17 protein-coding genes are annotated in these 23573 nt (G+C 72.9%); 7 read left to right on the top strand and 10 right to left on the bottom strand.

Annotation, left to right across the window (positions count from 1 at the left end; translation table 11 throughout):
- Positions 1 to 7: 7 nt before the first annotated feature.
- Entirely contained in the window at positions 8 to 3067 is a 3060-nt protein-coding gene (locus AOM03_RS03585) for a bifunctional [glutamine synthetase] adenylyltransferase/[glutamine synthetase]-adenylyl-L-tyrosine phosphorylase (RefSeq protein ID WP_062378371.1), read from the top strand.
- A gap of 502 nt (positions 3068 to 3569) precedes the next feature.
- Here AOM03_RS03585 and AOM03_RS12370 read toward each other — a convergent pair.
- The 4 genes from AOM03_RS12370 to AOM03_RS03555 form a co-directional block, all read right to left on the bottom strand.
- Positions 3570 to 4985, bottom strand: a complete 1416-nt coding sequence (locus AOM03_RS12370) for a glycosyltransferase family 2 protein (RefSeq protein ID WP_156157595.1) — start codon at positions 4983 to 4985, stop codon at positions 3570 to 3572.
- Positions 4986 to 4987: 2 nt separating this feature from the next.
- Complete coding sequence (locus tag AOM03_RS03565; protein ID WP_082092066.1) at positions 4988 to 6058, bottom strand: phosphodiester glycosidase family protein; 1071 nt, start codon at positions 6056 to 6058, stop codon at positions 4988 to 4990.
- A gap of 78 nt (positions 6059 to 6136) precedes the next feature.
- Complete coding sequence (locus AOM03_RS03560) at positions 6137 to 7183, bottom strand: LacI family DNA-binding transcriptional regulator (protein WP_062379151.1); 1047 nt, start codon at positions 7181 to 7183, stop codon at positions 6137 to 6139.
- 4 nt (positions 7184 to 7187) lie between these two features.
- Positions 7188 to 8894 (bottom strand): glycoside hydrolase family 13 protein, encoded by a 1707-nt coding sequence (locus tag AOM03_RS03555; RefSeq protein WP_062378363.1) that lies wholly within the window; start codon positions 8892 to 8894, stop codon positions 7188 to 7190.
- 267 nt (positions 8895 to 9161) lie between these two features.
- Here AOM03_RS03555 and AOM03_RS03550 point away from each other — a divergent pair, with 267 nt between their 5' ends.
- The 5 genes from AOM03_RS03550 to AOM03_RS03530 all read left to right on the top strand — a co-directional run bounded on the left by AOM03_RS03550 (position 9162) and on the right by AOM03_RS03530 (position 14434).
- Positions 9162 to 9848 carry a GTP cyclohydrolase II gene (locus AOM03_RS03550; RefSeq protein WP_062378360.1) on the top strand — a complete coding sequence of 229 codons (687 nt, stop codon included), beginning with the start codon at positions 9162 to 9164 and terminating at the stop codon, positions 9846 to 9848.
- 109 nt (positions 9849 to 9957) lie between these two features.
- The gene (locus AOM03_RS03545; RefSeq protein ID WP_369345438.1) at positions 9958 to 10746 is read left to right on the top strand and encodes a GntR family transcriptional regulator; all 789 of its coding nucleotides are present in this window, start codon (positions 9958 to 9960) and stop codon (positions 10744 to 10746) included.
- Complete coding sequence (locus tag AOM03_RS03540; protein ID WP_062378358.1) at positions 10743 to 12275, top strand: MmgE/PrpD family protein; 1533 nt, start codon at positions 10743 to 10745, stop codon at positions 12273 to 12275. Before AOM03_RS03545 ends, AOM03_RS03540 begins: the two co-directional genes overlap by 4 nt.
- Positions 12276 to 12289: 14 nt before the next feature.
- Positions 12290 to 13192 (top strand): methylisocitrate lyase, encoded by a 903-nt coding sequence (gene prpB, locus AOM03_RS03535; protein WP_062378356.1) that lies wholly within the window; start codon positions 12290 to 12292, stop codon positions 13190 to 13192.
- A gap of 66 nt (positions 13193 to 13258) precedes the next feature.
- On the top strand, positions 13259 to 14434 hold the full coding sequence (locus AOM03_RS03530; RefSeq protein ID WP_062378354.1) for a bifunctional 2-methylcitrate synthase/citrate synthase: 1176 nt from the start codon (positions 13259 to 13261) through the stop codon (positions 14432 to 14434).
- A 10-nt stretch (positions 14435 to 14444) separates the two neighbouring features.
- On the opposite strand, the gene AOM03_RS03525 is transcribed toward AOM03_RS03530, so the two are convergent.
- The 6 genes from AOM03_RS03525 to AOM03_RS03500 form a co-directional block, all read right to left on the bottom strand.
- Complete coding sequence (locus AOM03_RS03525) at positions 14445 to 15842, bottom strand: NAD-dependent succinate-semialdehyde dehydrogenase (RefSeq protein WP_062378352.1); 1398 nt, start codon at positions 15840 to 15842, stop codon at positions 14445 to 14447.
- On the bottom strand, positions 15839 to 16786 hold the full coding sequence (locus AOM03_RS03520) for a fumarylacetoacetate hydrolase family protein (RefSeq protein WP_062378351.1): 948 nt from the start codon (positions 16784 to 16786) through the stop codon (positions 15839 to 15841). Before AOM03_RS03520 ends, AOM03_RS03525 begins: the two co-directional genes overlap by 4 nt.
- 4 nt (positions 16787 to 16790) lie before the next feature.
- Entirely contained in the window at positions 16791 to 17084 is a 294-nt protein-coding gene (locus AOM03_RS03515; protein ID WP_062378349.1) for a putative quinol monooxygenase, read from the bottom strand.
- 82 nt (positions 17085 to 17166) lie between these two features.
- Entirely contained in the window at positions 17167 to 18207 is a 1041-nt protein-coding gene (locus AOM03_RS03510) for an ABC transporter permease (protein ID WP_062378346.1), read from the bottom strand.
- Positions 18204 to 19778, bottom strand: coding sequence for a sugar ABC transporter ATP-binding protein (locus AOM03_RS03505; RefSeq protein WP_062378344.1), 1575 nt, complete (start codon positions 19776 to 19778; stop codon positions 18204 to 18206). The genes AOM03_RS03510 and AOM03_RS03505 overlap by 4 nt, the downstream gene beginning before the upstream one ends.
- 249 nt (positions 19779 to 20027) lie before the next feature.
- Complete coding sequence (locus AOM03_RS03500) at positions 20028 to 21236, bottom strand: sugar ABC transporter substrate-binding protein (protein ID WP_062378342.1); 1209 nt, start codon at positions 21234 to 21236, stop codon at positions 20028 to 20030.
- A gap of 291 nt (positions 21237 to 21527) precedes the next feature.
- Here AOM03_RS03500 and AOM03_RS03495 point away from each other — a divergent pair, with 291 nt between their 5' ends.
- Positions 21528 to 23483 (top strand): hypothetical protein, encoded by a 1956-nt coding sequence (locus tag AOM03_RS03495; protein WP_156157594.1) that lies wholly within the window; start codon positions 21528 to 21530, stop codon positions 23481 to 23483.
- Positions 23484 to 23573: the final 90 nt, after the last annotated feature.

Below are 23573 nucleotides of genomic sequence, written 5' to 3'. Positions count from 1 at the left end.
GCGAGCCGTGAGCGCGCGGGAAGTCTCCTTCACCACGCTCCTGCGACGCGCGGGGGCCCACGATCCCCGGCGGGTCGAGGCCCTGCTGCGCGAGGCGGAGCAGGTGCTGGGCCGGGAGCTCGACGAGCCGGTCGAGTTCGTGTCCTACCTGGCCGACCCCGACGCCGGCGTGCTGCAGCTGCTGCGCCTGGCCGAGTCCGCGCGCGAGTCCGGGCGGCGCGACCAGCTGCTCGCCGTGCTCGACTCGGGGCGCCGCCACTGGCTCGCGACGGTCCTGGGCGGATCGCTCGCCCTGGGCGACTTCCTCGCGCGCCATCCCGAGTTCGTGGGCGACTTCCTCGCCTGGCGCGAGGACGAGTCGTTCGCGACCGTCGACGTGCGGGCGGCGCTGCTCGAGGCCGTGGGGGCCGACCCCCTGGCCGATGCGCCGGTCGCCGTGACCGGCGGGGCCGACGGGGTCGCGCGGATGCGCGTGGCGTACCGCCGGGCCCTGCTGCGGATCGCCGCCGCCGACCTCCACGAGGCGAATCCGACGTCCATCCTGCCCTCGGTGAGCGCCGCGCTCGCGGACCTGGCCGGGGCCGCGCTCGACGCCGGGCTCGCGATCGCCCGACGGGACGAGCCGCGCCACCACCAGGTGCGGCTCGCGATCATCGGCATGGGCAAGTGCGGCGCGCGCGAGCTCAACTACGTGTCCGACGTGGACGTGATCTATGTCGCGGAGCCGGCCGCGCCCGCCGAGGGCGACGGCGGGGCCGGTGCCGGGGCCGGTGGTGGGGGCGGGGCCGGTGGTGGGAGCGCCGAGCAGCGGGCCCTGCGCATCGCCGCCCGCCTGGCGGTGGCCGCCGCCCAGGCCTGCGCAGCCATGGGCGTCGAGCCCGCGCTGTGGGAGGTGGACCCCAACCTCCGTCCCGAGGGCCGCGACGGCCCGCTCGTGCGCACCGTCGCCTCGCACGTGGGCTACTACGAGCGGTGGGCCGAGTCGTGGGAGTTCCAGGCGCTGCTCAAGGCGCGCGCGATCGCGGGGGACCGCGACCTGGGCGAGGAGTACGTGGCGCGCACCCGGCCGTTCGTGTGGAGCGCCGTCGAGCGCGAGGGCTTCGTCGAGTCCGCGCAGGCGATGCGCCGCCGCGTCGAGGAGCACGTGCCCGCGGACCAGGCCGGCCGCCAGATCAAGCTGGGCCCGGGCGGCCTGCGCGACGTCGAGTTCACCGTCCAGATGCTCCAGTTGGTGCACGGACGCTCCGACGAGACCCTGCGCGAACGCAACACCCTGCTGGCGCTGGCCCGGCTGAGCGCCGCGGGATACGTGGGACGGGCCGATGCGGCCACCATGGACCGCTCGTACCGCCAGCTGCGGGTGTGGGAGCACCGGCTCCAGCTGCGCAAGCTCACGCGCACCCACCTCATGCCCGACGACGAGGCCTCGCGCCGCGTGCTCGCCCGCGCGTCCGGCTTCCTCACGGTCGACTACCTCGACGAGGTGTGGGGGGACATCCGCCGCGACGTGCGCCGCATGCACCGCGAGATGTTCTACCGGCCCATCCTGCCCGTGGTCGCGCGCCTCAGCGCGGGGGAGGCGGGGCTGGACGATGCGGCGGCCCGGGCGCGACTCGCGGCCGTCGGCTTCCGCGACCCGGCCGGCGCGTACCGCCACCTCCAGTCCCTCACGGCGGGCACGTCGCGCTCGGCGGCGATCCTGCGCCAGCTCCTGCCCGCGATGATCGGCTGGTTCGCGGAGGGCGCGGACCCCGACGCGGGCCTGCTCGCGTTCCGCAAGCTCACCGAGCAGCTGCAGGGGACCCAGTGGTACCTCAAGCTGCTGCGCGACTCGCTCACCGCGGCGCAGCGCCTGGCGCGACTGCTGTCCACCTCCGGCTTCGTCGCGAACGCGCTCCTCGCGTCGAGTGAGGCGATCACGTGGCTCGACCGGGACGCGGACCTCGAGCCTCGCGACCCCGAGCGGCTGTGGGTCGAGGCGGACGCGATCCTCAGAAGGTCCGACGATCCCGACCAGGCGATCACCGCCCTGCGGGGGCTGCGCCGGCGCGAGCTCGCCCGCGTCGCCGCGGCGGACGCGCTGGGCATGATCAACGCGTCCCGTGCAGCTCAATACGTGTCCTACTCGGCGGACATGCTCATCGAGGGCGCCCACCGCATCTCCCGCCACATGGTGGCCCGCGCGCGCGACCTCGACGAGCTGCCCATCCGCACGTCGGTCATCGCGATGGGCCGCTACGGCGGCCTCGAGATGGGCTACACCTCCGACGCGGACGTCCAGTTCGTCTACGAGGGCGACGCCGAGGGCGCCAAGGCCATGTCCGACCAGGTGGCCCGCGAGTTGCGGAAGCTGCTCCAGTCGGTGGGCCCGCAGCCGGGCCTGGAGATCGACGCGGACCTACGCCCCGAGGGCCGCAACGGCCCGCTCACCCGATCCCTCGACTCGTGCACCGCCTACTACTCGACGTGGTCGGAGGCGTGGGAGGCGCAGGCGCTCCTGCGCGCTCGCCCCTGCGCGGGCGACCCCGAGCTCAGCGCCGCCTTCGTCGCCATGATCGATGGGGCCCGCTATCCGCCGGAGCTCCCGTCGGGTGCGCTGTCCCAGATGCGGCGCCTCAAGGCGCGCATGGAGTCGGAGCGGCTGCCGCGGGGCGTCGACCCGCACCGTCACCTCAAGCTCGGGCCGGGCGGCCTGTCCGACGTCGAGTGGACCGTCCAGCTGCTGCAGCTGCGCCACGGCCACGCGCATCCGGAGCTGCGGACCACCCGCACGCTCGAGGCGCTCGATGCGGCCGCCGCGCTGAGGCTGATCGGCGCGGCCGACGCCGCCGTGCTGCACGACGCGTGGGTGCTCGCGACGGACCTGCGCGGGGCGATCGCCCTGCGCGGCAACGCGCGCGACGGCGACGTGCTGCCCGCGGACATCAGGGAGCTGGGGCTGCTCGCGGAGATCCTCGCCACCCACGAGTCCGGCGCCGCGCTCGACGAGCGCTTCACGCGGGCCACCCGCCGGGCGCGCCAGGTCACCGAGCGGATCTTCTTCGGCTGGGAGGAGGGACGGGCATGAGCGGGACCGTCCGCACCGTCGCCTCGGCGCTGCTGATCCTCCTCGCCGCCGTCCTGCTCACCGCCTGGCCCGTCGCGGGCGCCGTGGTCGACGTGGTCGAGGACGGCTCCGCGCTGGACCGCTTCGTCGAGGACACCCTCGCCGACGACGAGGCCATGGCCGCGCTCGGCGACGCGATCGCGGACGATGCGGTGGCCGCCCTGGCCGAGTCCGGCTTCGACCTCGAACGGTGGGGCCTGGACGACGACGTCGAGGCGTTCATCGTCGGGGCGCTCGAGTCCGACGAGCTGCGCGGCCACCTGCTCGAGCAGGCGCTGAGCGCCCGCGACCAGTTCGTCGCTCAGGTGCTCGCCCCCGAGGCGGAGGGCCCGCTGGTCCTCGAGGTCGACGTCTCCGCCTTCGTCAACGACCAGATCGACCGGATCCCCATCGTGGGGTCGCTGGTGCCCGACCTGCGGCTGCGACCGCTCGAGATCGAGGCGCTCGATGCCGACGAGTTCGCTCAGCTGCGCGGCTGGTACGGATTCGTGGGCCTGGTCGCGGCGTGGGCGCCGTGGCTCGCGGCGGCGCTGGTGATGGGCGCGATCGCCGTGAGCATCCGGCGTCCGTGGGTGCCGGCCAAGGCCGCGCTCGCGACCGCGGCCGTGGCGGGCGTGGCATGGGTGGCGGTGCGCGCGTGGGAGCCCGGCGGCGACCCGTCCGGGAATGACGCGGCGGGTGACGCGGCGGGCGAGGGCGGCCGCACCGCGGCGCTCGTCGTCGACGCCGTGGCCGATGCGGCCGCGCCGATCGTGGAGGCACGGCTCGCCTCCGTGGCGCTGTGGGCGCTCGCGGTGGCCGTGGTCGCGGGTCTGGCGGCGCTCGCGTGGCGGCGATGGGGTGCGCCGCGCCTCTCGTCGTCCCGACGCGAGAACACCGCGGCCCGCTGGACGCCGTAGGAGACCAGGTAGAGGGTCGCGTCCGTGACGATCTTGGCCGCCAGCAGCGGCATCCCGAGCCCGGTGAGCGCGCGCACCCCCAGGTAGCTGCCCGCGAGGATCGCGAGGGCCAGCGCGGCGTACCGCGCCACCTGGGGCGCGACCGGGCCGCCGGCGCGGAACACCGCGGTGCGGTTGAGCGTGAAGTTGAGGCCCGCGCTCGCGACCCGCGCGACCACCACGGCCGCGAGCAGCGACGCCCCCGCGGCGGTGAGGGCCAGCACCGCCGCGGTGTCGACCGCGAAGGCGACCAGGGACGATGCGCCGAAGGCCAGCAGCGGGGCCATCACCTTGAGCGAGTCGACCAGCGGCCGGAAGTGGGACGAGGCGTTGTGGTCCAGATACACGGTGGCGATGGGCACCTCGACGATCGGGATGCCGCGGCGGGCCCCGTCGAGCAGCAGGCGCAGCTCGTAGGCGAACCGCTCACCGGGCACCTCGCGCGCCCACCCCAGCAGCCCCGGCGGGTAGCCGCGCAGGCCCGTCTGCGTGTCGGAGATGCGGGTGCCCGCGACCGCGGCCACCAAGGCGGTGGTGGCGCGATTGCCCGCCCGCGATCTCAGCGGCACGTCGCCCTCGAAGGCGCGGACGCCCAGGAGCATCGCATCGTCCTCCCCGACGGCGGCGCGGCGCGCCAGTTCCGCGCCCACCCGGGCGATGTCCTCGGGACGGTGCTGGCCGTCGCTGTCCGCGCAGACGACGGCGTGGCCGGGGGCGTGGTCCTCGAGCCACGCGAAGCCGGTCCGCAGGGCCGCCGCCTTGCCCCGGTTGTCCGGGTGGCGGAGCACCTCCGCGCCCAGGGCGTCGCACGCGTCGAACACCTCCGCGAAGGCGGGGCCGGACCCGTCGTCCACCACGAGCACCGGATGCGCGGGGCGGAGCGTCGCGACCAGGCCGATCAGGCGCGCGTCGGGCTCGTAGGCCGGGATGAGGATCCACATGGTCAGCCGACCCACAGGATGTCGGAGGTGCCGCGCTCGCGGCCCGAGCCGCCGGGCCAGTTCACCACGTCCTCGCCACTGACCATGGTGGAGGAGCCGCCGCCGTCGAGGTTGTAGGCCTCGGTGGCGCCCAGCGAGGCCATGATCGCTGCGAGCTCGGGCAGCGTGACGCCCGCGCTCGTGTCGGACCGGCCGTCGACCACCACGAAGACGTAGTGGTTCGCGGAGATCATGCCGATCGCGGTGCGGGGCTGGTCGCCCTGGATGGAGTGGTTGCCGAAGTTGGTGTCGATCTCGACCTGGTCGATGCCCTCGACCACCGCGCCATCGTCCACGAGGGCCGGGCCGAAGCTCAGGGTCTGCCAGGCGCCGGCGTCGAGCAGCTCCTGCGCGGTCGTGGTGGTCTCGTCGTAGATCTCCATGGTGCCGTCCGCGTAGATGACGGCGCCCTGGCGTGCGCCCTGGTCGCGGTAGGCGACCCCGTTGCGGATGACGATGCCGGTCTCGCGGAAGCCGTAGTAGTCGCCGTTGACGGCGAACGCGGCGCCCACGGTGGCGGCGATGTCGGACGGCTCGTCGATGATGTTGAGGCCGAAGGCGTCCTGCGCGAACGCGCTGCGCAGCTGCGTGACGTCGTCGAGGACCACGTCCGCCACGTAGTACGTGGCGGCGTCCTCGCCCGTGCCGTACGTGTGCTCGGTGATGGTGATCTGCGCGTCGCTCGCGGTCGCGTCCGCGTCCACGGCGCTTGCCTCGCTCGCCGCCGCGGCGGACGCGGCGGACGCGTTGTCGGTCGCGAGTGCGCCCGTGCCGTCGGCCGCCAGCGCCGCCTCGTAGTCGGAGACGCTCGCGATCTCGACGTGCTCGATGACGAAGCGGTCCAGCGCCCAGAACGTGGGCACGCCCAGGGCGAGCACGCCTCCCGCGACCACCGCGGTGGTGCGACGGCCGGGGAAGCGACGCCGACGCGCGCGCGGCGCGGTCGCATCCGGATCCGCGCGGTCCATGGCGTCGGCCGCGCCCCTGGGATCGGCGGGCGTGGAAGGGGCGTGCGGCGGGGTCGATGAGGTCATGCTCCGACGCTAGGAAGCGCGTCAGGGACAACGCCGTGATCCGGCTCCAGGTCCGCTGGGAACGCGACCGCTACCGGCTCACGCGCTCCCGCCCGGCGCGACGGCCGTGCTGCGGCGCACGCGCAGCTCGTACGGCAGGGGCACGGCGACGTGCGACGCGCCGTCCTGTCCCAACTCCGCGAGCAGGCGCTCGGCGGCGAGCCGGCCCTGCTTCTGGGGGAACTGGTCCACCGTCGTGAGCCCGAAGAAGTCGCCCAGCTCGTGACCGTCGATGCCCACGACGGACAGGTCCTCCGGCACGCGCAGGCCCAGATCGCGGGCGGCCAGGATGGTGCCGATCGCCATCTCGTCCGACGCCGCGAAGATGGCCGTGGGGCGGGACCGCGGCGCGCCCAGCAGCTGCAGCGCCGCCTCGTAGCCGCCCTGAATGGTGAAGTCGCCCACCCGCACCAGGGCCGGGTCGGGCCGCACTCCGGCGGCGACCAGCGCCTGCTCGTACCCCTCGCGCCGCCGCCCCGGCAGCCCGAAGTCGAGGTCGAAGCGCTCCGCCCCGCCGATGTGCGCGATGGTCCGGTGGCCCAGCGACAGCAGGTGCTCGGTGGCCAGGCGCGCGACGGCACGGTCGTCGAGGCTCAGCGTGGTCACCCCCTCGAGCGGGCCTCCCACGCCCACGAGCGGGCGGCCGATGCGGTGCAGCCCCTCGAGCTCCGCCGGTGTCAGCTCGAGGGAGACGGCAATGAGCCCGTCGATGCGCTTGCGATGCAGGAACTCCTCGAACAGCCGCTGGCGCCGACCGGCCGCGCGCTTGTTGTCCGGGGCGTGATTCTCGAGGTGGTAGAGGGTCAGGTCGTAGCCCTGGTCCGCGAGCGCGCGGTGGCACCCCTGCAGCACCTGGGCGTAGAACCAGCTGCCCAGGTACGGCAGCACCACGCCCACGTTCCGGGTGCGTCCCGAGGCGAGGGACGATGCGGTGGCGGAGGCCACGTACCCCAGTTCCGTCGCGGCGGCCCGCACCCGGGCGCGCGTCGCCTCGGACACGCTCGACTTCCCGGCGAGCGCGCGCGAGACCGTGGCGGTCGAGACACCCGCCAGCGCGGCGACTCCCTGGATGGTCGGTGCGCCCATCACGTCACCCGGCCATCGCATCGTCCCGGCGCACCCACACGGTCGTGTCGGGGGCGAGCGTGCCGCCGAACGGCGCCGAGGAGGCCAGGACCTCGCCGGGCACCGCGAAGGGGGCGGCGAACATGTTGGTCACGACCGCGACGTCCCCGTTCACGTAGGCGAGCGCGCCCTCGGGGACCTCGAGCCAGGCGATGGATCCGGTCGCGAGGCCGTTCGCGCGCCGCTCCCGCAGCGCGGTCCGGTACATCTCCAGCGTCGAGCCGGGCCGGCCGCGCTGGGCGTCGCGGGCGCGCGTGCGCCAGTCGGCGGGCTGGGGCAGCCAGCTCTCTCCGGTGGGGGAGAAGCCGAAGGCGGGGGAGTCGGCCTCCCACGGCAGGGGCACCCGGCAGCCGTCGCGGCCGTAGCGCGCGCCGCCGGTGCGGGCGAAGGTGGGATCCTGGCGCGCCTCGGGCGGCAGGTCGACCGCCTCCGGCAGGCCCAGCTCCTCTCCCTGGTAGAGGTAGGCGCTGCCCGGCAGCCCGAGCATGAACAGCGTCGCGGCGCGGCCGCGGCGGATGCCGGACTCGACATCCGGCAGGCCAGGGGTCTCCGGACCCACGCCGTGGCCCTGCGGGTAGTCCACGCCTTGGGCCAGCCGCGTGGTGTGCCGCACGATGTCGTGGTTGGACAGGACCCAGGTGCTGGGGGCGCCCACGGCACCGAACGCGGCGAGGGACTCGTCGATCACACTCCGCATCTGCGCGGGCGACCAGCCGGTCTCCATGTAGGGGAAGTTGAACGCCTGGTGCATCTCGTCCGGGCGCACCCACCTGGCCATGAAGTCGAGCGGGTAGATCCAGGCCTCGGCGACCAGCGCGCGGTCGCCGTCGTACTCGTCGGTGATGCGGCGCCAGCGGCGCCATACCTCGTGCACCCCGTCCTGCCCCCAGCAGGCGGACTGAACGGTGGGCGCGTCGGCCGTCGGGTCGTGGTCGAGGTCCGGCAGCCCCGGGGCCTTGGCCAGGCCGTGGGCGACGTCGACGCGGAACCCGTCCACGCCGCGGTCGAGCCAGAAGCGCAGCACGTCGTCGAACTCGGCGCGGACCTCCTCCTGCGTCCAGTCGAGGTCGGGCTGCGACGAGTCGAACAGGTGCAGGTACCACTGGCCGGGCGAGCCGTCCGCCTCGGTGACGCGCGTCCACGCGGGACCGCCGAAGACGGAGGGCCAGTTGTTGGGCGGGAGCTCCCCGTGCTCGCCCCGGCCGTCGCGGAACAGGTAGCGGGCGCGCTCCGGGGAGCCGGGGGCGGCGGCGAGTGCGGCCTGGAACCAGGGGTGCTGATCGCTGGTGTGGTTGGGGACCATGTCCACGATGATGCGCAGCCCCAGGCCGTGGGCCTTGTCGAGCATCGCGTCGAAGTCCGCGAGCGTGCCGAACGAGGGGTCGATGTCCCTGAAGTCCGACACGTCGTAGCCGGCGTCCTTCTGCGGCGAGCGGTAGAACGGCGACAGCCACACGGCGTCGACGCCCAGGTCCGCGAGCGCGTCGAGACGCGCGGTGATGCCGGGGATGTCGCCCACGCCGGAGCCGGTCGAGTCCGCGAACGAGCGCGGATAGACCTGGTAGATCACGGCCGTGCGGCGCCAGTCGGGGGCCTCCGGCGTCCTCGCGGCGGGGGACGATGCGGTGGCAGGGGTCGTCTGGGAGGTGGCCGGGGCGGCGGCGTCGGTCACGAGGGTCCTCTTCTGCGGCACCTGGGCGGCCGCGTGTCGTCTGATGCGGCCGCGCGCGGCGTCGAGCGCGGCCGTGTACCCCCTATGTAAGCGCTTGCGGACGCTCGTGGCAAACCGGGTCGCGCGTGCTCGGTCGCGACGCCCCGAAAACCGGACGCACGGGGACATGGCACGCCACGGAAATATGCGAACGCATGTTTCGGTTCCTGCTTGCAACGTCCCCGGCGGGGAGTCCCCAGTCCCCGCCGCCACCGAAGAGGAGCGATCATGACCGCCACCTGCCCCCGCCGCGACGACGCGACGCGCGTGCTCGAGCCGCCCGCCGCATCGGTCCGAACCGCCGTCGTGGTGCCGCTGTCCCTGGCGGGCGTGACCGCGACAGCGACGGTCATGACGTTCGACGGACTCGTGGACGGCCGCGAGCACCTGCTCATCGGGCTGGGCGACTGGGAGGGCGCCCTCGCCGGCGCTCGCGCGGGCGGCCCGGCCCCGCTGATGCGCCCGCACTCGGAGTGCCTCACGGGCGACGTGCTCGGCTCCGAGCGGTGCGACTGCGGGCCGCAGCTGCGGGAGGCGGTCGAGCGGATCTCCGAGGCCGGCGGGTTCCTCGCGTACCTGCGGCAGGAGGGCCGCGGCATCGGCCTGTACGCCAAGCTCGACGCGTACGCGCTGCAGGACGCGGGGCTCGACACCTACGAGGCCAACGCGGCCCTGGGCCGGGGCGAGGACGAGCGCGACTACGCCCCCGCGGCGCAGATGCTGCGCGCGATCGGGGCGGCCCGGATCCGGCTGCTGAGCAACAACCCGGACAAGGCGGCGCAGCTCGAGCTGCTGGGCGTCGAGGTCGACGAGCGCGTTGCCACCGGCACCCACCTCACCGCGGCGAACGCGCGATACCTCGCGGCCAAGGTCGAGCGGACGGCCCACACGCTGGCTCTGCCCGGGCGCGGCTGAAGCCGGTTCGCCGGGCGAATCACGCCGCGTCCCGCATCGGGGCCGAGTTCTCCGGTCCGCTCGCGCTTGCTGTATACACAGCACCCCAGGCGGTGCTACTTTCGGCGCTATGGACGCCGTTATGCATACAGAGCGCTCCGTGGCAGGCGAGCGCTCGAGCGATCGCGTCTACCTCGCACTGCGGGGGGAGATCCTCGACGGCAGCCTCGCGCCCGGCGCCGCGCTGGCCGAGGTGGAGCAGTCCGCCCGGTTGGGCGTGTCCCGCACCCCGCTGCGCGAGGCCCTGTCCCGGCTCCAGGCCGAGGGCCTCGTGACGGCTCGCGGCGGGCGCGGCATGGAGGTCGCGCCGCTGTCGCTCGCGGACATCCGCGCGCTGTTCGACCTGCGCGAGGCGCTGGAGGTCAAGGCCGCGCGCCTCGCTGCGCTGCGCCGCGACCCGGCCGACTTCGCGCCCCTGCGCGACGCCCTCAGCGCGGCCGGCGAGGACCTGGCCGGCGCATCGTCCCGCGAGGCCTACTACGCGGTGGTGGGCCGCATGGACGCGGCGATCGACGCCGCGGCGGCAAGCCCGCACCTCGTCGCGGCGCTCAACGGCGTGCGCGCCCACGTCGCCCGCATCCGCCGGCTGTCGCGCGACGACGCCGCCCGCCTGCGCGAGGCCACGCACGAGCACCTCATGATCCTCGACGCGATCATCGACGGCTCGGAGCTGATGGCCGCCCACGCGACCGAGCTGCACCTGCACCGTAGCCTCGCGAGCATCGTCGCCTCGCTCGAGGCCGCACCCGAGGCCGCACCCGAGGCCGCACCCGAGCCCGGACCCGAGGCCGCACCCGGTCCCGCACCCGAGCCCACCACCCGAGCCCACCACCCCGTGACGAAGGAGTCCTCCCGGTGAAACTGCATGCCGTCCGTGCCCATCGCTCCGCCGAGGCGCTGCCTCGCGAGGAGCAGCTCGCGTGGAAGATCGCCCGGGTGGCCGCGGACCCGGTCCCTGTGGGCGACGACGTCGCGGACATGGTGGTCAACCGGGTGATCGACAACGCCGCGGTCGCGGCGGCCTCGTACTCCCGGGGTGCCCCCTCCGCGGCCCGGGCGCAGGCGCTCGCGCACGGGCCCTCGGCCGGCGGCGCGGGTGCGACGGTCAGCGGCGAGCAGCTGGCCACGCGCGTGAGCGCGGAGTGGGCGGCCTGGGCCAACGGGGTCGCGGTCCGCGAGCTCGACTTCCACGACACGTTCCTGGCGGAGGAGTACTCGCACCCCGGCGACAATATCCCGCCCATCCTCGCGGTCGCCCAGCACGCGGCGGCGCGCGGGCTCACCGGCGCGGACCTGCTGCGCGGGATCGTCGCCGGCTACGAGGTCCAGGTGGATCTGGTGAAGGGCATCTCGCTGCACCGGCACAAGATCGACCACGTGGCCCACCTGGGGCCCAGCGCGGCCGCGGGCATGGGCGCGATGCTGGGTCTGCCCGTCGGGACCATCTACCAGGCCATCGGCCAGGCGCTCCACACCACCACCGCGACGCGCCAGTCCCGCAAGGGCGAGATCTCGTCGTGGAAGGCCCATGCCCCGGCGCTGGCCGGCAAGCTCGCGGTAGAGGCCGTCGACCGCGCCATGCGCGGTCAGACCTCGCCCACGCCCATCTACGAGGGCGAGGACGGCGTGATCGCATGGCTGCTGGGCGGCTTCGACGCCGAGTACGCGGTGCCCCTCCCGGTGCCGGGCGAGCCCAAGCGCGCCATCCTCGACACCTATACCAAGCAGCATTCGGCGGAGTATCAGTCGCAGGCGTGGATCGACCTCGCACGGCGCCTGCACCGCGAGCGCCCGGAGATCGGCGACCCCGCGCGCGTGGAGAGGATCGTGCTCGCGACGTCGCATCACACGCACTTCGTCATCGGCTCGGGCTCCGCGGATCCGGAGAAGTACGATCCGGCGGCGTCGCGCGAGACGCTCGACCACTCGCTGCCGTACATCTTCACCGTCGCGCTCCAGGACGGCGAGTTCGACCACGAGCGCTCCTACCTGCCGGAGCGGGCCGCCCGCCCCGAGACGGTCGCGCTGTGGCGTTCGATCGCCACCGTCGAGGACCCCGAGTGGACCCGCCGCTACCACTCCAACGACCCCGCGGAGAAGGCCTTCGGCGGCTCGATCGAGGTCACGTTCGCGGACGGCAGCGTCTACCGCGACCAGATCGCCGTCGCGGACGCGCACCCGCTGGGAGCCAGGCCGTTCGCCCGCGCGGACTACGTCGCCAAGTTCCGCACGCTCGCGGCGGGCATCGTGCCCGACCCGGAGATCGAGCGCTTCCTCGACGTTGCCCAGCGCCTGCCCTTGCTCGGCTCGCGCGAGCTGGGCGACCTCACCTTCACGGTGGACGATGCGGTGAGGGCCGCCGCTCCCGCCCCGGCCGGGCTGCTCTGAAGGGGAGGGGACGGATGCTCTACGCCACCGCATCGGCCGCCGACAAGCGCGCGGCGCTGCGCGCCCGCCTCGCCACGGGCGAGACGCTGCGCTTCCCCGGCGCCTTCAACCCGCTGTCCGCCCGGCTGATCGAGAGGCACGGCTTCGAGGGTGTTTACGTGTCGGGCGCGGTGATCTCCGCGGACCTGGGGCTGCCGGACATCGGGCTCACCACGCTGTCCGAGGTGGCGGGCCGTGCCCGCCAGATCGCGCGGATGACGGACCTGCCCGCGCTCGTCGATGCGGACACCGGCTTCGGCGAGCCCATGAACGTGGCCCGCACCGTCCAGGAGATGGAGGACGCCGGCGTCGCGGGCCTGCACATCGAGGACCAGGTCAACCCCAAGCGGTGCGGCCACCTCGACGGCAAGGACGTCGTGGACGTCTCCACCGCGGTGCGCCGCATCCGCGCGGCCGTGGACGGCCGGCGCGACCCCAACCTGCTCATCATGGCGAGGACCGACGTCCGCGGCGTCGAGGGGCTCGACGCCGCCGTGGACCGTGCGAAGGCGCTGGTCGACGCGGGCGCGGATGCGATCTTCCCCGAGGCCATGGCGACGCTCGCCGAGTTTGAGGCCGTCCGCGCGGCCGTCGACGTGCCGATCCTCGCGAACATGACCGAGTTCGGGAAGTCGGAGCTGTTCAGCGTCGACCGGCTGCGCGATGTGGGCGTCACCATCATCATCTGGCCGGTGTCGCTGCTGCGGCTCGCCATGGGCGCGGCGCAGCGCGGCCTCGAGACCCTCGCGGACACGGGCACCCTCCAGGGCCGGCTGGGGGAGATGCAGCATCGCGCGGAGCTCTACGACCTGGTCGACTACCCCGGCTACGCGCACTTCGACGCCGACGTCTACGACTTCACGGTCGTCAAGGACTGAAGCGCCCAGCCACCCCGCCACCCAGCCACCCCGCCACCCCGCCACCGCCATCACGAAGGAGTGACCATGAGCGACAGCACCGACGTCAGGAAGGGCCTGGTGGGCGTCATCGCCGACCGGACCGCCGTCTCCAAGGTCAACGTGGAGACCAACTCGCTGCTCTATCGGGGGTATCCCGTGCAGGAGCTCGCGGCCATGTGCGACTTCGAGGACGTGGTCTACCTGCTGTGGAACGGCGACCTGCCGTCGCCGGAGGAGCGCGCGCGGGTGGCGGCGATCGAGCACGCGCACCGGGACCTGGGGGACCGGCTGCGCGGGGTGATCCAGCGCCTGCCCGACGACTCCCACCCCATGGACGTGGTGCGCACCGCGGTGAGCGTCCTGGGCGGCGAGGACCCGACCGCGTGGAGCCACGACCCCGACGAGATCCGCGACAAGGCGCTCATCCTCATCGCCAAGGTTCCGGCCGTGGTCGCCTACATCCAGCGCCACCGGCGCGGCCTGCCGGAGATCGCGCCCCGCGAGGACCTGGGCTACGCCGCGAACTTCCTGTGGATGACCTTCGGCGAGGAGCCGCCGGAGGTGGTGCGCAAGGCCTTCGACGTGTCGATGACGCTCTACGCCGAGCACTCGTTCAACGCCTCGACGTTCACCGCCCGCGTGGTCGCCTCGACGCTGTCCGACTACTACAGCGCGGTGGTCGCCGCGATCGGCGCGCTCAAGGGCCCGCTCCACGGCGGCGCGAACGAGGCCGTGATGCGCACGTTCGATGAGATCGGCTCGGCCGCCAACGTGGGCCCGTGGCTCGACGATGCTCTGGCCGAGCGGCGCAAGATCATGGGCTTCGGCCACCGCGTCTACAAGCGCGGCGACTCGCGGGTGCCCACGATGAAGGCGGCGCTCGACACCCTCGTCGACCACTATGGGCGGGACGACATCGCGGACCTGTACGACGCGCTCGAGACCGAGTTCGTCTCCCGCAAGGGCATCTACCCCAACCTCGACTACCCCTCGGGCCCCGCCTACCACCTCATGGGCTTCGACACCGAGCTGTTCACGCCCCTCTTCGTCGCGGCGCGCATCGCCGGCTGGACCGCGCACGTCCAGGAGCAGCTCGCCTCGAACACCCTGATCCGGCCGCTCAGCCTCTACGACGGGCCGGCGGAGCGGCACATCGAGGGCTATGTGGCCGATGCGGCCGCCCGGCAGGCGCAGACCCGCCAGGAGGAGCCGGCCGGGTAGGGGAGCGGCGTCAGCTCGCGCCCTCCATCGCCCACACGGCCCGGATGTTGGTGAACTCCAGCATGCCCTCGCGGCTGAGCTCCCGGCCGTAGCCGCTGAGCTTGACGCCGCCGAACGGCAGGCGCGGGTCCGAGGCGACCACGGCGTTGACGAACAGCGCCCCGGAGCGGATCCCGCGCCCCAGCTCGAGTCCGCGGGCCATGTCCGCGGTCCAGACGCTCGCCGCGAGCCCGTAGCGCGTGTCGTCGGCCAGAGCGATCGCCTCCGCCGCATCGGCCGCCTTGACGATGGCCATGACCGGGCCGAACGTCTCCTCGCGGAATACCGGCATGTCCGACGTGACGTCGGCGAGCACGGTGGGCGCGTAGTAGCAGCCGGGGCCCTCGATGCGGTGACCCCCGGCGACCACACGCGCACCCATCGCGACAGACTCGCGCACCTGCCGGTCGATGTCGTCCACGAACGAGGGCTTCGCGAGCGGGCCGATCTGCGTCGCGGGGTCGAGCGGGTCGCCCACGCGCAGCGCCCGCGCCGCCTCCCCGGCCCGCGCGACGAACTCCTCGTGCACGCCGGCCTCGACGGGGAAGCGCTTCGCGCAGAGGCAGCTCTGGCCCGTGTTGATGAAACGCGCCTTGACGCCCAGGGGCACCACCGTGTCGAGGTCCGCGTCGTCGAGCACCACGAACGGGTCCGAGCCGCCCAGCTCGAGCACGGTCTTCTTCAGCGCGCGGCCCGCGGCGGCGGCGACCGAGGCCCCCGCACCCTCGGAACCGGTGAGCGTCACCGCCGCGATGCGCGGGTCCGCGATCATGTCGTCGATGGCCGAGTGGCCCACGACCACCGTCTGGAACAGGTCCTCAGGGAAGCCCGCCCGGCGCACCAGATCCGCGATCGCGAGCGCGGAGCCGGTGACGTTCGAGGCGTGCTTGAGGATGCCGCCGTTGCCGGCGGCGAGCGTGGGCGCGCAGAAGCGGATCACCTGCCAGAAGGGGAAGTTCCACGGCATGACCGCGAGCACCACGCCCAGCGGCTCGTAGGTGACGAACGAGGACGCCGCCTCGGTGGCCACCGGCTGGGGCGCGAGGAAGTCCTCGGCATGGTCCGCGTAGTAGTCGCACGTGAGCGCGCACTTGCGCACCTCCGCGAGCGCCTCGGTGATGGGCTTGCCCATCTCGAGCGACATGAGTCGCGCGTGGTCCTCCGCCTCGTCGCGCAGCAGGCGCGCGAGCTCGCGCAGCGGGACCACCCGCTCGGACACCGGCACCTCGCGCCACGCGGACTGCGCCGCGACGGCGCGGTCCAGCGCGGCGTCGCGACCGGCGGCGTCGAGCTGCGGGTAGCGCGCGAGCTCCTCGCCGGTGGCCGGGTTGACGGTCACGGTCTCCTGGACGACGACGGTCTCGCTCATGCGTGGCTCCTGACACGGGGACGGACGGGGTCGGGCAGCGGCTCGGACGCCACGACCCGGTTGCTGATGGTGCCCAGGCCCTCGACGGTCATCTCGACCACGTCGCCCGGGGTCAGGGGCGGGGGCGTGCGGCTGCCGGTGCGGGCCCAGATCTCTGCCAGCGATCCGCCCGAGCAGGTGCCGGATGCGAGCACGTCGCCCGCCCCCACGGTGGCGCCGCGCGCGGCGTGCGCCACGATCTCGCCCCACGACCACGACATCTCGCGGGCGTTGTCGCGGCCCACCTCGACGCCGTTGACGGAGACGACCATCTCGAGCGCGAGGCGGTCGCCTTCGCGATACGGCTCGAGCTCGTCGGCCGTGGTGATCCATGGCCCCAGCGTGGTCGCGAAGTCCTTGCCCTTCGCGGGGCCGAGCCCCACGGTCATCTCGCGGCCCTGGATGTCCCGCGCGGACCAGTCGTTCATGATGCAGTAGCCCGCGACGTAGGACTCGGCCTCCTCGACGGGCACGTTGCGCGCCGTCCGGCCGATGATCGCGGCGACCTCCATCTCGAAGTCGAGCGCCTGCGTCTCGGGCGGCGCCGGCACGTCGTCGTGCGCGCCCACCGCGGACCACGGGTTCATGTAGAGGTGCACGGGCGCCTCGTACCAGGCCGCCGGGACCGAGCCGTCGCCGGGCTCGTTCTTCTTCATGCCGGCGATGTGCCGCTCGAAGGCCACGAAGTCGCGCATGGCGCGCGGCTCGATGGGCGGCAGCAGCCGCACGGACCCCAGCGGGGCGCGGTGATGGCGCCCCGCCTGGGCCTCGAGCAGGTTGCGCTCCGCGAGCGGCATGTTCAGCACGTCGAGCGCGCTGAGGCCCTGCGGGAGCGACTGCACCTTGTCGTGGCTGATCACGCCCAGCAGCGCGAACCCGTGGTGCTCGTAGCGGACCAGCTTCATGACGTCAGTAGTCCAGCGTCTGGTAGAAGTCGCGACGACGCTCCTCGAGCGCCGGCAGCGCCTGGCCCGCGGCCCAGGTGACGAAGTGCGGGTACTGCGTGTGGGCCGTCACCGCGTCCTGGTCCTCGTAGATCTCGAAGATGCGGAACACGTTCGGCTCCTCGGGGCTCTGGTACGCCTGGTAGTAGAGGTTGCCGGGCTCCTCACGCGACGCGGGGGAGAGGTGCTCGATGGCCTCGCGGACCTTCTCCTCCTCGCCGGGCTTGGCGATCCAGGTGGCGGACAGAACGACGGGCATGGGGGTTCCTTTCGATGGGGCGTGCGGGGAGCGTGGGTGCGGTCGTGCGGGTGGCGGTGGACGATGCGGGGGACGCCGGGCGTCAGCCGCGCCTCCGGCGCCGGCCCAGGTAGGTGGACAGGCCCACCGCGATGAGCAGCGCGAGGCCGTTGAAGACGTTCGAGGCCCACCCGGAGGCGCCCGCGAGCGTGAGGCCGGACACCGAGATCGACACGAACACGGCGCCTACGAGGGTGCCGATGACGTTGAAGAAGCCGGGGGTGAAGGCCGTGGCACCCAGGAACACCGCGGCGAGGGCGGGGAACAGGATCTCGTTGCCCGCGCTGGCCGTCGCGCTGCCCAGGCGGGACAGCTGGATGATGCCCGCGACGCCCGCGATCACCGAGGAGACGATGAACGTGGACCACACGTTGCGCTCAACGGGGATGCCCACCAGCTTGGCGGAGGCCGCGTTGGAGCCGATCGCGTAGAGCGAGCGTCCGTACGGGGTGTGGGTGAATACGTACCAGGCGATCGCGGCGACCACGAGCACCACGTAGACCACGAGCGGCAGCCCCAGGAATCGGGCCGACCCGAACTTGACGATCGCCGGGTCGACGCCGGTGATGATCGTCTGGCCGCTGGTGTACCACATGTTGATTCCGAACAGGAGCATGGCCATGCCCAGCGTGGTGACGAACGGGCTCATCTCCATGCGGGTGACGAAGAAGCCGTTGGCGATGCCCACGAGGCTCGACAGCAGCACCGGGAGCAGGATCGCCGCCCATAGCGGCCAGCCGGACTTGGCCATGAGGCCCGCGGCCAGCGTCTGGCTCATCGCCGCGACCGCGCCGAGCGAGAAGTCGAAGCGGCCGCCCACGAGCGGGAAGAGCGCGGCGATCGCGATGAGCGCGATGACCGCCTGGCTGCCGAAGATCACGCTGAGGTTGTTCGCGGTGGGGAAGGCCGTGCTCGACGCCGGGAAGAACGTGAAGAACACGAAGACGGCCACCGTGAGCAGGAGCAGCGCGAACTTCTCGAAGAAGTGCCCGACCGCGGTGGCGCGGCGCTTGCGCTGGGGGGCCGTGCCGGGCTCGGGCGCGGGCGCCGTCGTTGCCGACGGGGGTGCGGAGGTCTCGGTCATGACGTCGCTGTCCTCTCGAGGGTGGTGGGGGTGGGGGTGGGGCCCTCGCGCAGGACCAGGGCGGTGAGGCCGTCGACGTCGAGCTGGCCGGCGAAGACCTCCTGCTCGATGCGGCCCTGCTTGAGGAACACCACGCGGTCGCACAGGGCGTGGAGCTCGCTCATGTCGGAGGACGCGACGATCACGGCGGTGCCGTGCTTCGCGGAGTCGCGGATGGTCGCGTAGATGTCCGCGCGGGACATGACGTCGACGCCCTGGGTGGGCTCGTCGAGCAGCAGCAGGCGCGGCTCACGCTGCAGCCACCGCGCGACCACCACCTTCTGCTGGTTCCCTCCGGACATCGAGCTGAAGAGGGAGCCCGGCCCGTCGACCTTGATGTGGAAGCGGTCGATGAGCTCGGAGGCGCGTCGGTCCTCGCGGGGGCGGTGCATCCACTTCGTGGTCCAGTACTCCTTGAGCATCGCGATCGCGATGTTCTCGCGCACGGAGCGGTCCATGAACGCGGCCTCGTGGACCCGGTCCTCGGGCACGAACGCGACGCCGCGATCCATGGCCTCGCCGATGGACTCGGGTGCGTACTCCTCGCCCGCGAGCGTCATGGTGCCCCCGTGGGGCCGGTACGCGCCGAACAGCGCCTGGAGCAGGGAGCTGCAGCCGCTGCCCACCAGTCCTGCCACGCCCAGGATCTCGCCCTCGTGGACCGTGAGGCTGACTCCCTCGAGGGGGCCCGAGCGGAGGTCCTCGACCTCGAGCATCGGCCGGCCGGTCGTGTGGCTCTGCGATCCGGTGGGCCTCAGCGACACCGTGAGTCCGCCCGCCATGAGCGCGACGATGTCGTCCTCGGTGGGGTGTTCGTCCCGCAGCGTGCCCTGGACCACCCCGTCGCGCAGCACGGTGAAGTCGTCGGCGACGGAGAGCACCTCGCGGAGCCGGTGGCTCACGATGACGACCGTCTGGCCCTTGTCCGCGCGGCGGCGGATGCGGTCGAGCAGCCCCTGCGACTCGTGCGCCGCCAGCGAGGCGGTCGGCTCATCGAGCACGAGGATGAGGCGCTTGCCGTCGTCCCCCTGCAGCGCGCGGGCGATCGCGACCATGGTGCGGTCCGAGGCCCGCAGGTCCCGCACCGGGGTGCGGGGCTCCGCGTCGAGCTCGTACTCCTCCAGCACTCGCGCGACCTGGGCACGCAGCTCCTTCCACGCGACGCCTCGCGCGGAGTTGAGCGGATAGCCGGCGTCGAGGGCGAAGTTCTCCTCGATCGAGAGGTCGTCGAACAGCCCCAGGTCCTGGTGGACGAACCGCAGGCCGGCCTCGGCGGCGGCGGCCGCGTTGAAGTCGCGCAGGGCGACCTCGCGGCCGAAGACCGCGACGCGTCCCGCATCGGCCCGGTACGCGCCGGCCAGGATCTTGATGAGGGTGCTCTTGCCCGAGCCGTTGCCGCCCAACAGGCCATGGACGGTGCCGGGCCTCACGGCGAGCGAGGCATCGTCCAGCGCCTTGGTGCCGCCGAACTGCTTGCTCACCCCGCGCACGTCGAGTGCGAGCGTCGGGGCGGCGCTCGTCGGATCGTTCATCGTGTCGACTCCCTTGTCGTCGTCCTGCGGCCGGGCCGCCGGATCGATGCGGGTGCTCCCGCGTCTCCGATGCAACCAGAGCGGCCGGGTGCGGGGAAGGGTCACGCGCCGATGCCAGGTATCAGCGGGCGGTGCGCACGACGACGGCTCGGATCCGGCACCGGAGACGGCTCGGATCCGGCGCCAGCGACGGCACGGCGCCCCGCACCCGAGACGGGTGCGGGGCGCCGTGGGCGGGTGGGCGCGTCCTCAGCTGACGCCCCACGCCTCCTTGAACAGCGCCTGGTAGTCGACGCTGCCGGTGTACAGGCCCTCGGAGGGCATGTTGTGGTCGGCGTCGATCACCTGGATGGACTCGCCGATGTAGACCGGCTCCATGCCCGCGAGGATGCGGGCGGCCGTGTCGACCGAGCCCCACGCGCCCCACTGGACCGCGAAGCCCACGGTGGCGTCGAGGCCGGCGTCGCCCTGCTTGATGAGCGCGAGCGCCGGCTCGTCGCCGCCGCGGCCGATCACGGTGTACTGGTCGTCCACGCCCGCCTGAACGATCGCGGCGGACAGTCCGTTGGTGAACCAGCCGTCCACCGGCGCGATGAGCACGTTGGCGTCGGGGTGGTTGAGCAGCGCCGTCGTGGCCTTCTGGATGTACGAGCCGTCAGCAGTCTCCGGGTCGCTGATGTCGACGACCTCGACGACCTCGCCGCCGCCCAGCTCCTCGAGCTCCTTGGTGAAGCCGTCGGTGATCCACTGGCCCCACACCTGGGTGGTGAAGTTGAGCACCACGGCCTTGACATCGCCGTCGGTGGCGCCGGTGGCGTACGCGGCCTGCATGGCGCCGAAGGCCTCCCACTGCTCGATCGGCGTGTAGTCCTCGAGCCACAGGCGCTCCGAGCCCCACAGCTTGGGGTCGCAGTCGTCGACACCGCCGCCGCCGATCACGGTGATGCCCGCGTCGACCGCCTCCTGGAACGCCGCCTGCGCGACCGCGCAGCCGATGCCGATGGGAACGATGATGTCCGCGCCGCCGGCGACCGCCTGGCGGATCGCGGTGGCGAAGCCCTCGGGGTTGAGCTTCCCGTCCGCGATGGTGCTGGACCAGCCGGCGGTCTCCGCAGCCTCCTTGACCGCGGCGGCGGGCACGGCACAGCCGGGCACCTGCTCGCCGCAGGACACCACGTACAGGCTCAGGCCGGACTCGGCCGTGACCGGCTCCAGGTCGTCGAGCGTCGACCCGATGCCGTCGAAGGCCATCTGGAGGGCCTCGGAGTAGTCGCTCTCCATGGCGCCGTCGTCCGTGCCCTCGCTCTCCATCGCGTCGCTGGTCTCGGTGGTCTCGGCGGCCTCCTCGGCGGCCGCCGTCGCGCCGCCGTCGTCCGAGTCGCCGGACGAGCACGCGGTCATGACGAACGCCGCCGCCGCGAACGCGGCGACCGCCCCCAACTTCCTCGTGATGATCATGGACACTCCCTCGTGTCGTGAACCTGTCTCAGCGGTTCGATCCTGCCTGGCACCGTTGCCAGTTGGGGTCAGCCAACCAGGAGCGCGGCCCGGTGGGAAGCATCGCGTGCTGATACGTGGCATCGGCGCCCGCGATGGAACGTCCGTTTCGTCCGATCGCGGCCGGTTCCGGTCCGGGTGCGAATGCCGCCGATACGTCCTATTCGCACTGATCGGTTCTGCGCGACGCGGTGAGCGCTATTGACTCGGCACGCGGGCACGACGAGGTGCCGGCAGAGGCAAAGGAGCATCGTGAAGACCACACCCTCGACCATTCGCATCGCGCCGGGGCGGCTGCGCGCCGCGGCCGCGGCCGCCGCGCTCGCCGGCACGCTCGCACTGGGCGCGACCCTCCCGGCCGGGGCGGCCGCGCCGGACCGGAGCGCGATCCCGCAGTCGCTGAGCGTGCCCTCAGGGCAGACCTTCGAGATCGCGGAGACCACCAGGCTGCGCTCCCTCTCCATCGGCGACGGTGCGGCGCTCGTCGCACCGGAGGGCTACACCGTCACCCTCACGGTGAACGGCGTGGAGACGGGTCAGCAGATCGCCGCCACCGGCGCGTTCGAGACCGTGCTCACGCCCGGCACGTATCGGGGTGACATCGTCCTGACCGTCGCCCGCGAGACTCCCGTGACCTTCGACAACAACGCGTACGACTTCCGGCAGGCGCTGTACGTGGGAGCCGACGGCGTCGACGAGGCCGCGAGCGTGCTCGCGGCCCTGCAGGGCAAGGACGTCGCAGACGCCGCGGCGAGCAACGTCCACATCCGCTCGACCGGCGAGGCCTTCAACGGCGTCGTGGTCGAGGACTCGGACTACACGTTGCGGAACCTCACGATCTCCCTCGACGGCAACGGCCGCTCCGACTTCGCCGGCATGGGCGCCGCGGTGTACGGGGCCGGTGACACGACCCTCGTGGTCGACGGTGCGACCATCACCACCGAGGGCGCGGTGCGCCCGGCGATCGTCGCGGCGGACGGCGCCAACGTCATCGTCAAGAATTCCCGGATCACCACGTCGGACGGCGAGCTGCCCTCCGACTATGTCTCCTCGGTCAACCTGTCGTACATGCAGGACGCGCCGTGGATGCTCGGCATCTCCGGCAACAACCGCTCCACCAACGTGCTGGGGGAGAACACCCAGGCGACCTACGTCGGCTCCTCGATCACGAGCGAGAACTGGGGCGCGCTGTCCGTCGACACGGGCTCCGACATGAAGCTCTCCGCCATCAACAGCACCGTGCGCAACACGGGCGACGACGGCTACGGCTCGTACGTGATCGGCAACGCGACGGAGACCTTCCTGGGCACCGAGTTCGATGTCGCCACCTACGCCACGATCATCACCGGCGGCTCGGTGGCCTTTGGCGACAGCACCCCGGAGGCCGTGGCCGCGCTCAACGCCGATCTCTCGCTGGGCCTGTCCGCGAAGGAGCTCGCCGCGCTGGACGAGCGGTCGAGCACCATCACCTCCGACCGCTTCGGCTTCATGTGGCACAACTCCGGTGCGGTGGACATCGCCGGCGGCACGTCTGTCACCACCGGGGAGTCCACGTTCCTGGTCAAGGGGCAGGCGACCGACATCACGGTGGACGGCTCCCAGGGGGCCACGCTGAACGCGGGGAACGGTGTGCTCCTCCAGATGATCGAGAACGACGACCCGGGCCCGGTCCCGCCGCTGCTGACCAACACCGGCGTGTACGTGGAGCCGACCGGCGCGGTCGTGAAGGACGCGACCCATGACCCGAGCGTCGCGGATCCCGACGACACGCTCGCGACGTTCACGGACATGGAGCTCGAGGGCGACTTCTTCAACGGCATGCGCGGCGACGTGGTGCCCAGCTGCCCGCCGTGGATCACCGTCTGCCTCCCGGCGCAGAAGGACCTGGTCCTCACTCTCGACGGCTCGACGCTCGTCGGCGTCGTGTCCGCCTCGGAGGCCTCGCACGTCCAGCCGACGATCACGGCCGCCGACTACCGCCTGCTCGGCGTGGTGACCAACGTGGCTTCTCCTGTGGTCAACAACGGCGTCATCGTGTCGCTCGTGGACGGCTCCCGGTGGACGGTCACCGGCACGTCCTACCTCAGCTCGCTGACGGTCGACGGCGACTCGACGGTGGACGGCACGGTGTACGTCGACGGCGTCGAGACCGTGCCGGTCGCAGGCGTCACCTACACCGGGGACGTGATGGTGGTCCCGGGCGTCTGAACGAACGCCCGACGACGTGACGGGGAGGGGGCGCCGCGAGGCGCCCCCTCCTTCGCGCATCGTGCCGTCCCGTCAGCCCGTCCCGTCAGA

Source organism: Demequina pelophila, assembly GCF_000971175.1.
GTDB classification, from domain to species: domain Bacteria; phylum Actinomycetota; class Actinomycetes; order Actinomycetales; family Demequinaceae; genus Demequina; species Demequina pelophila.
This window is presented reverse-complemented; position numbering and strand designations above follow the sequence as displayed.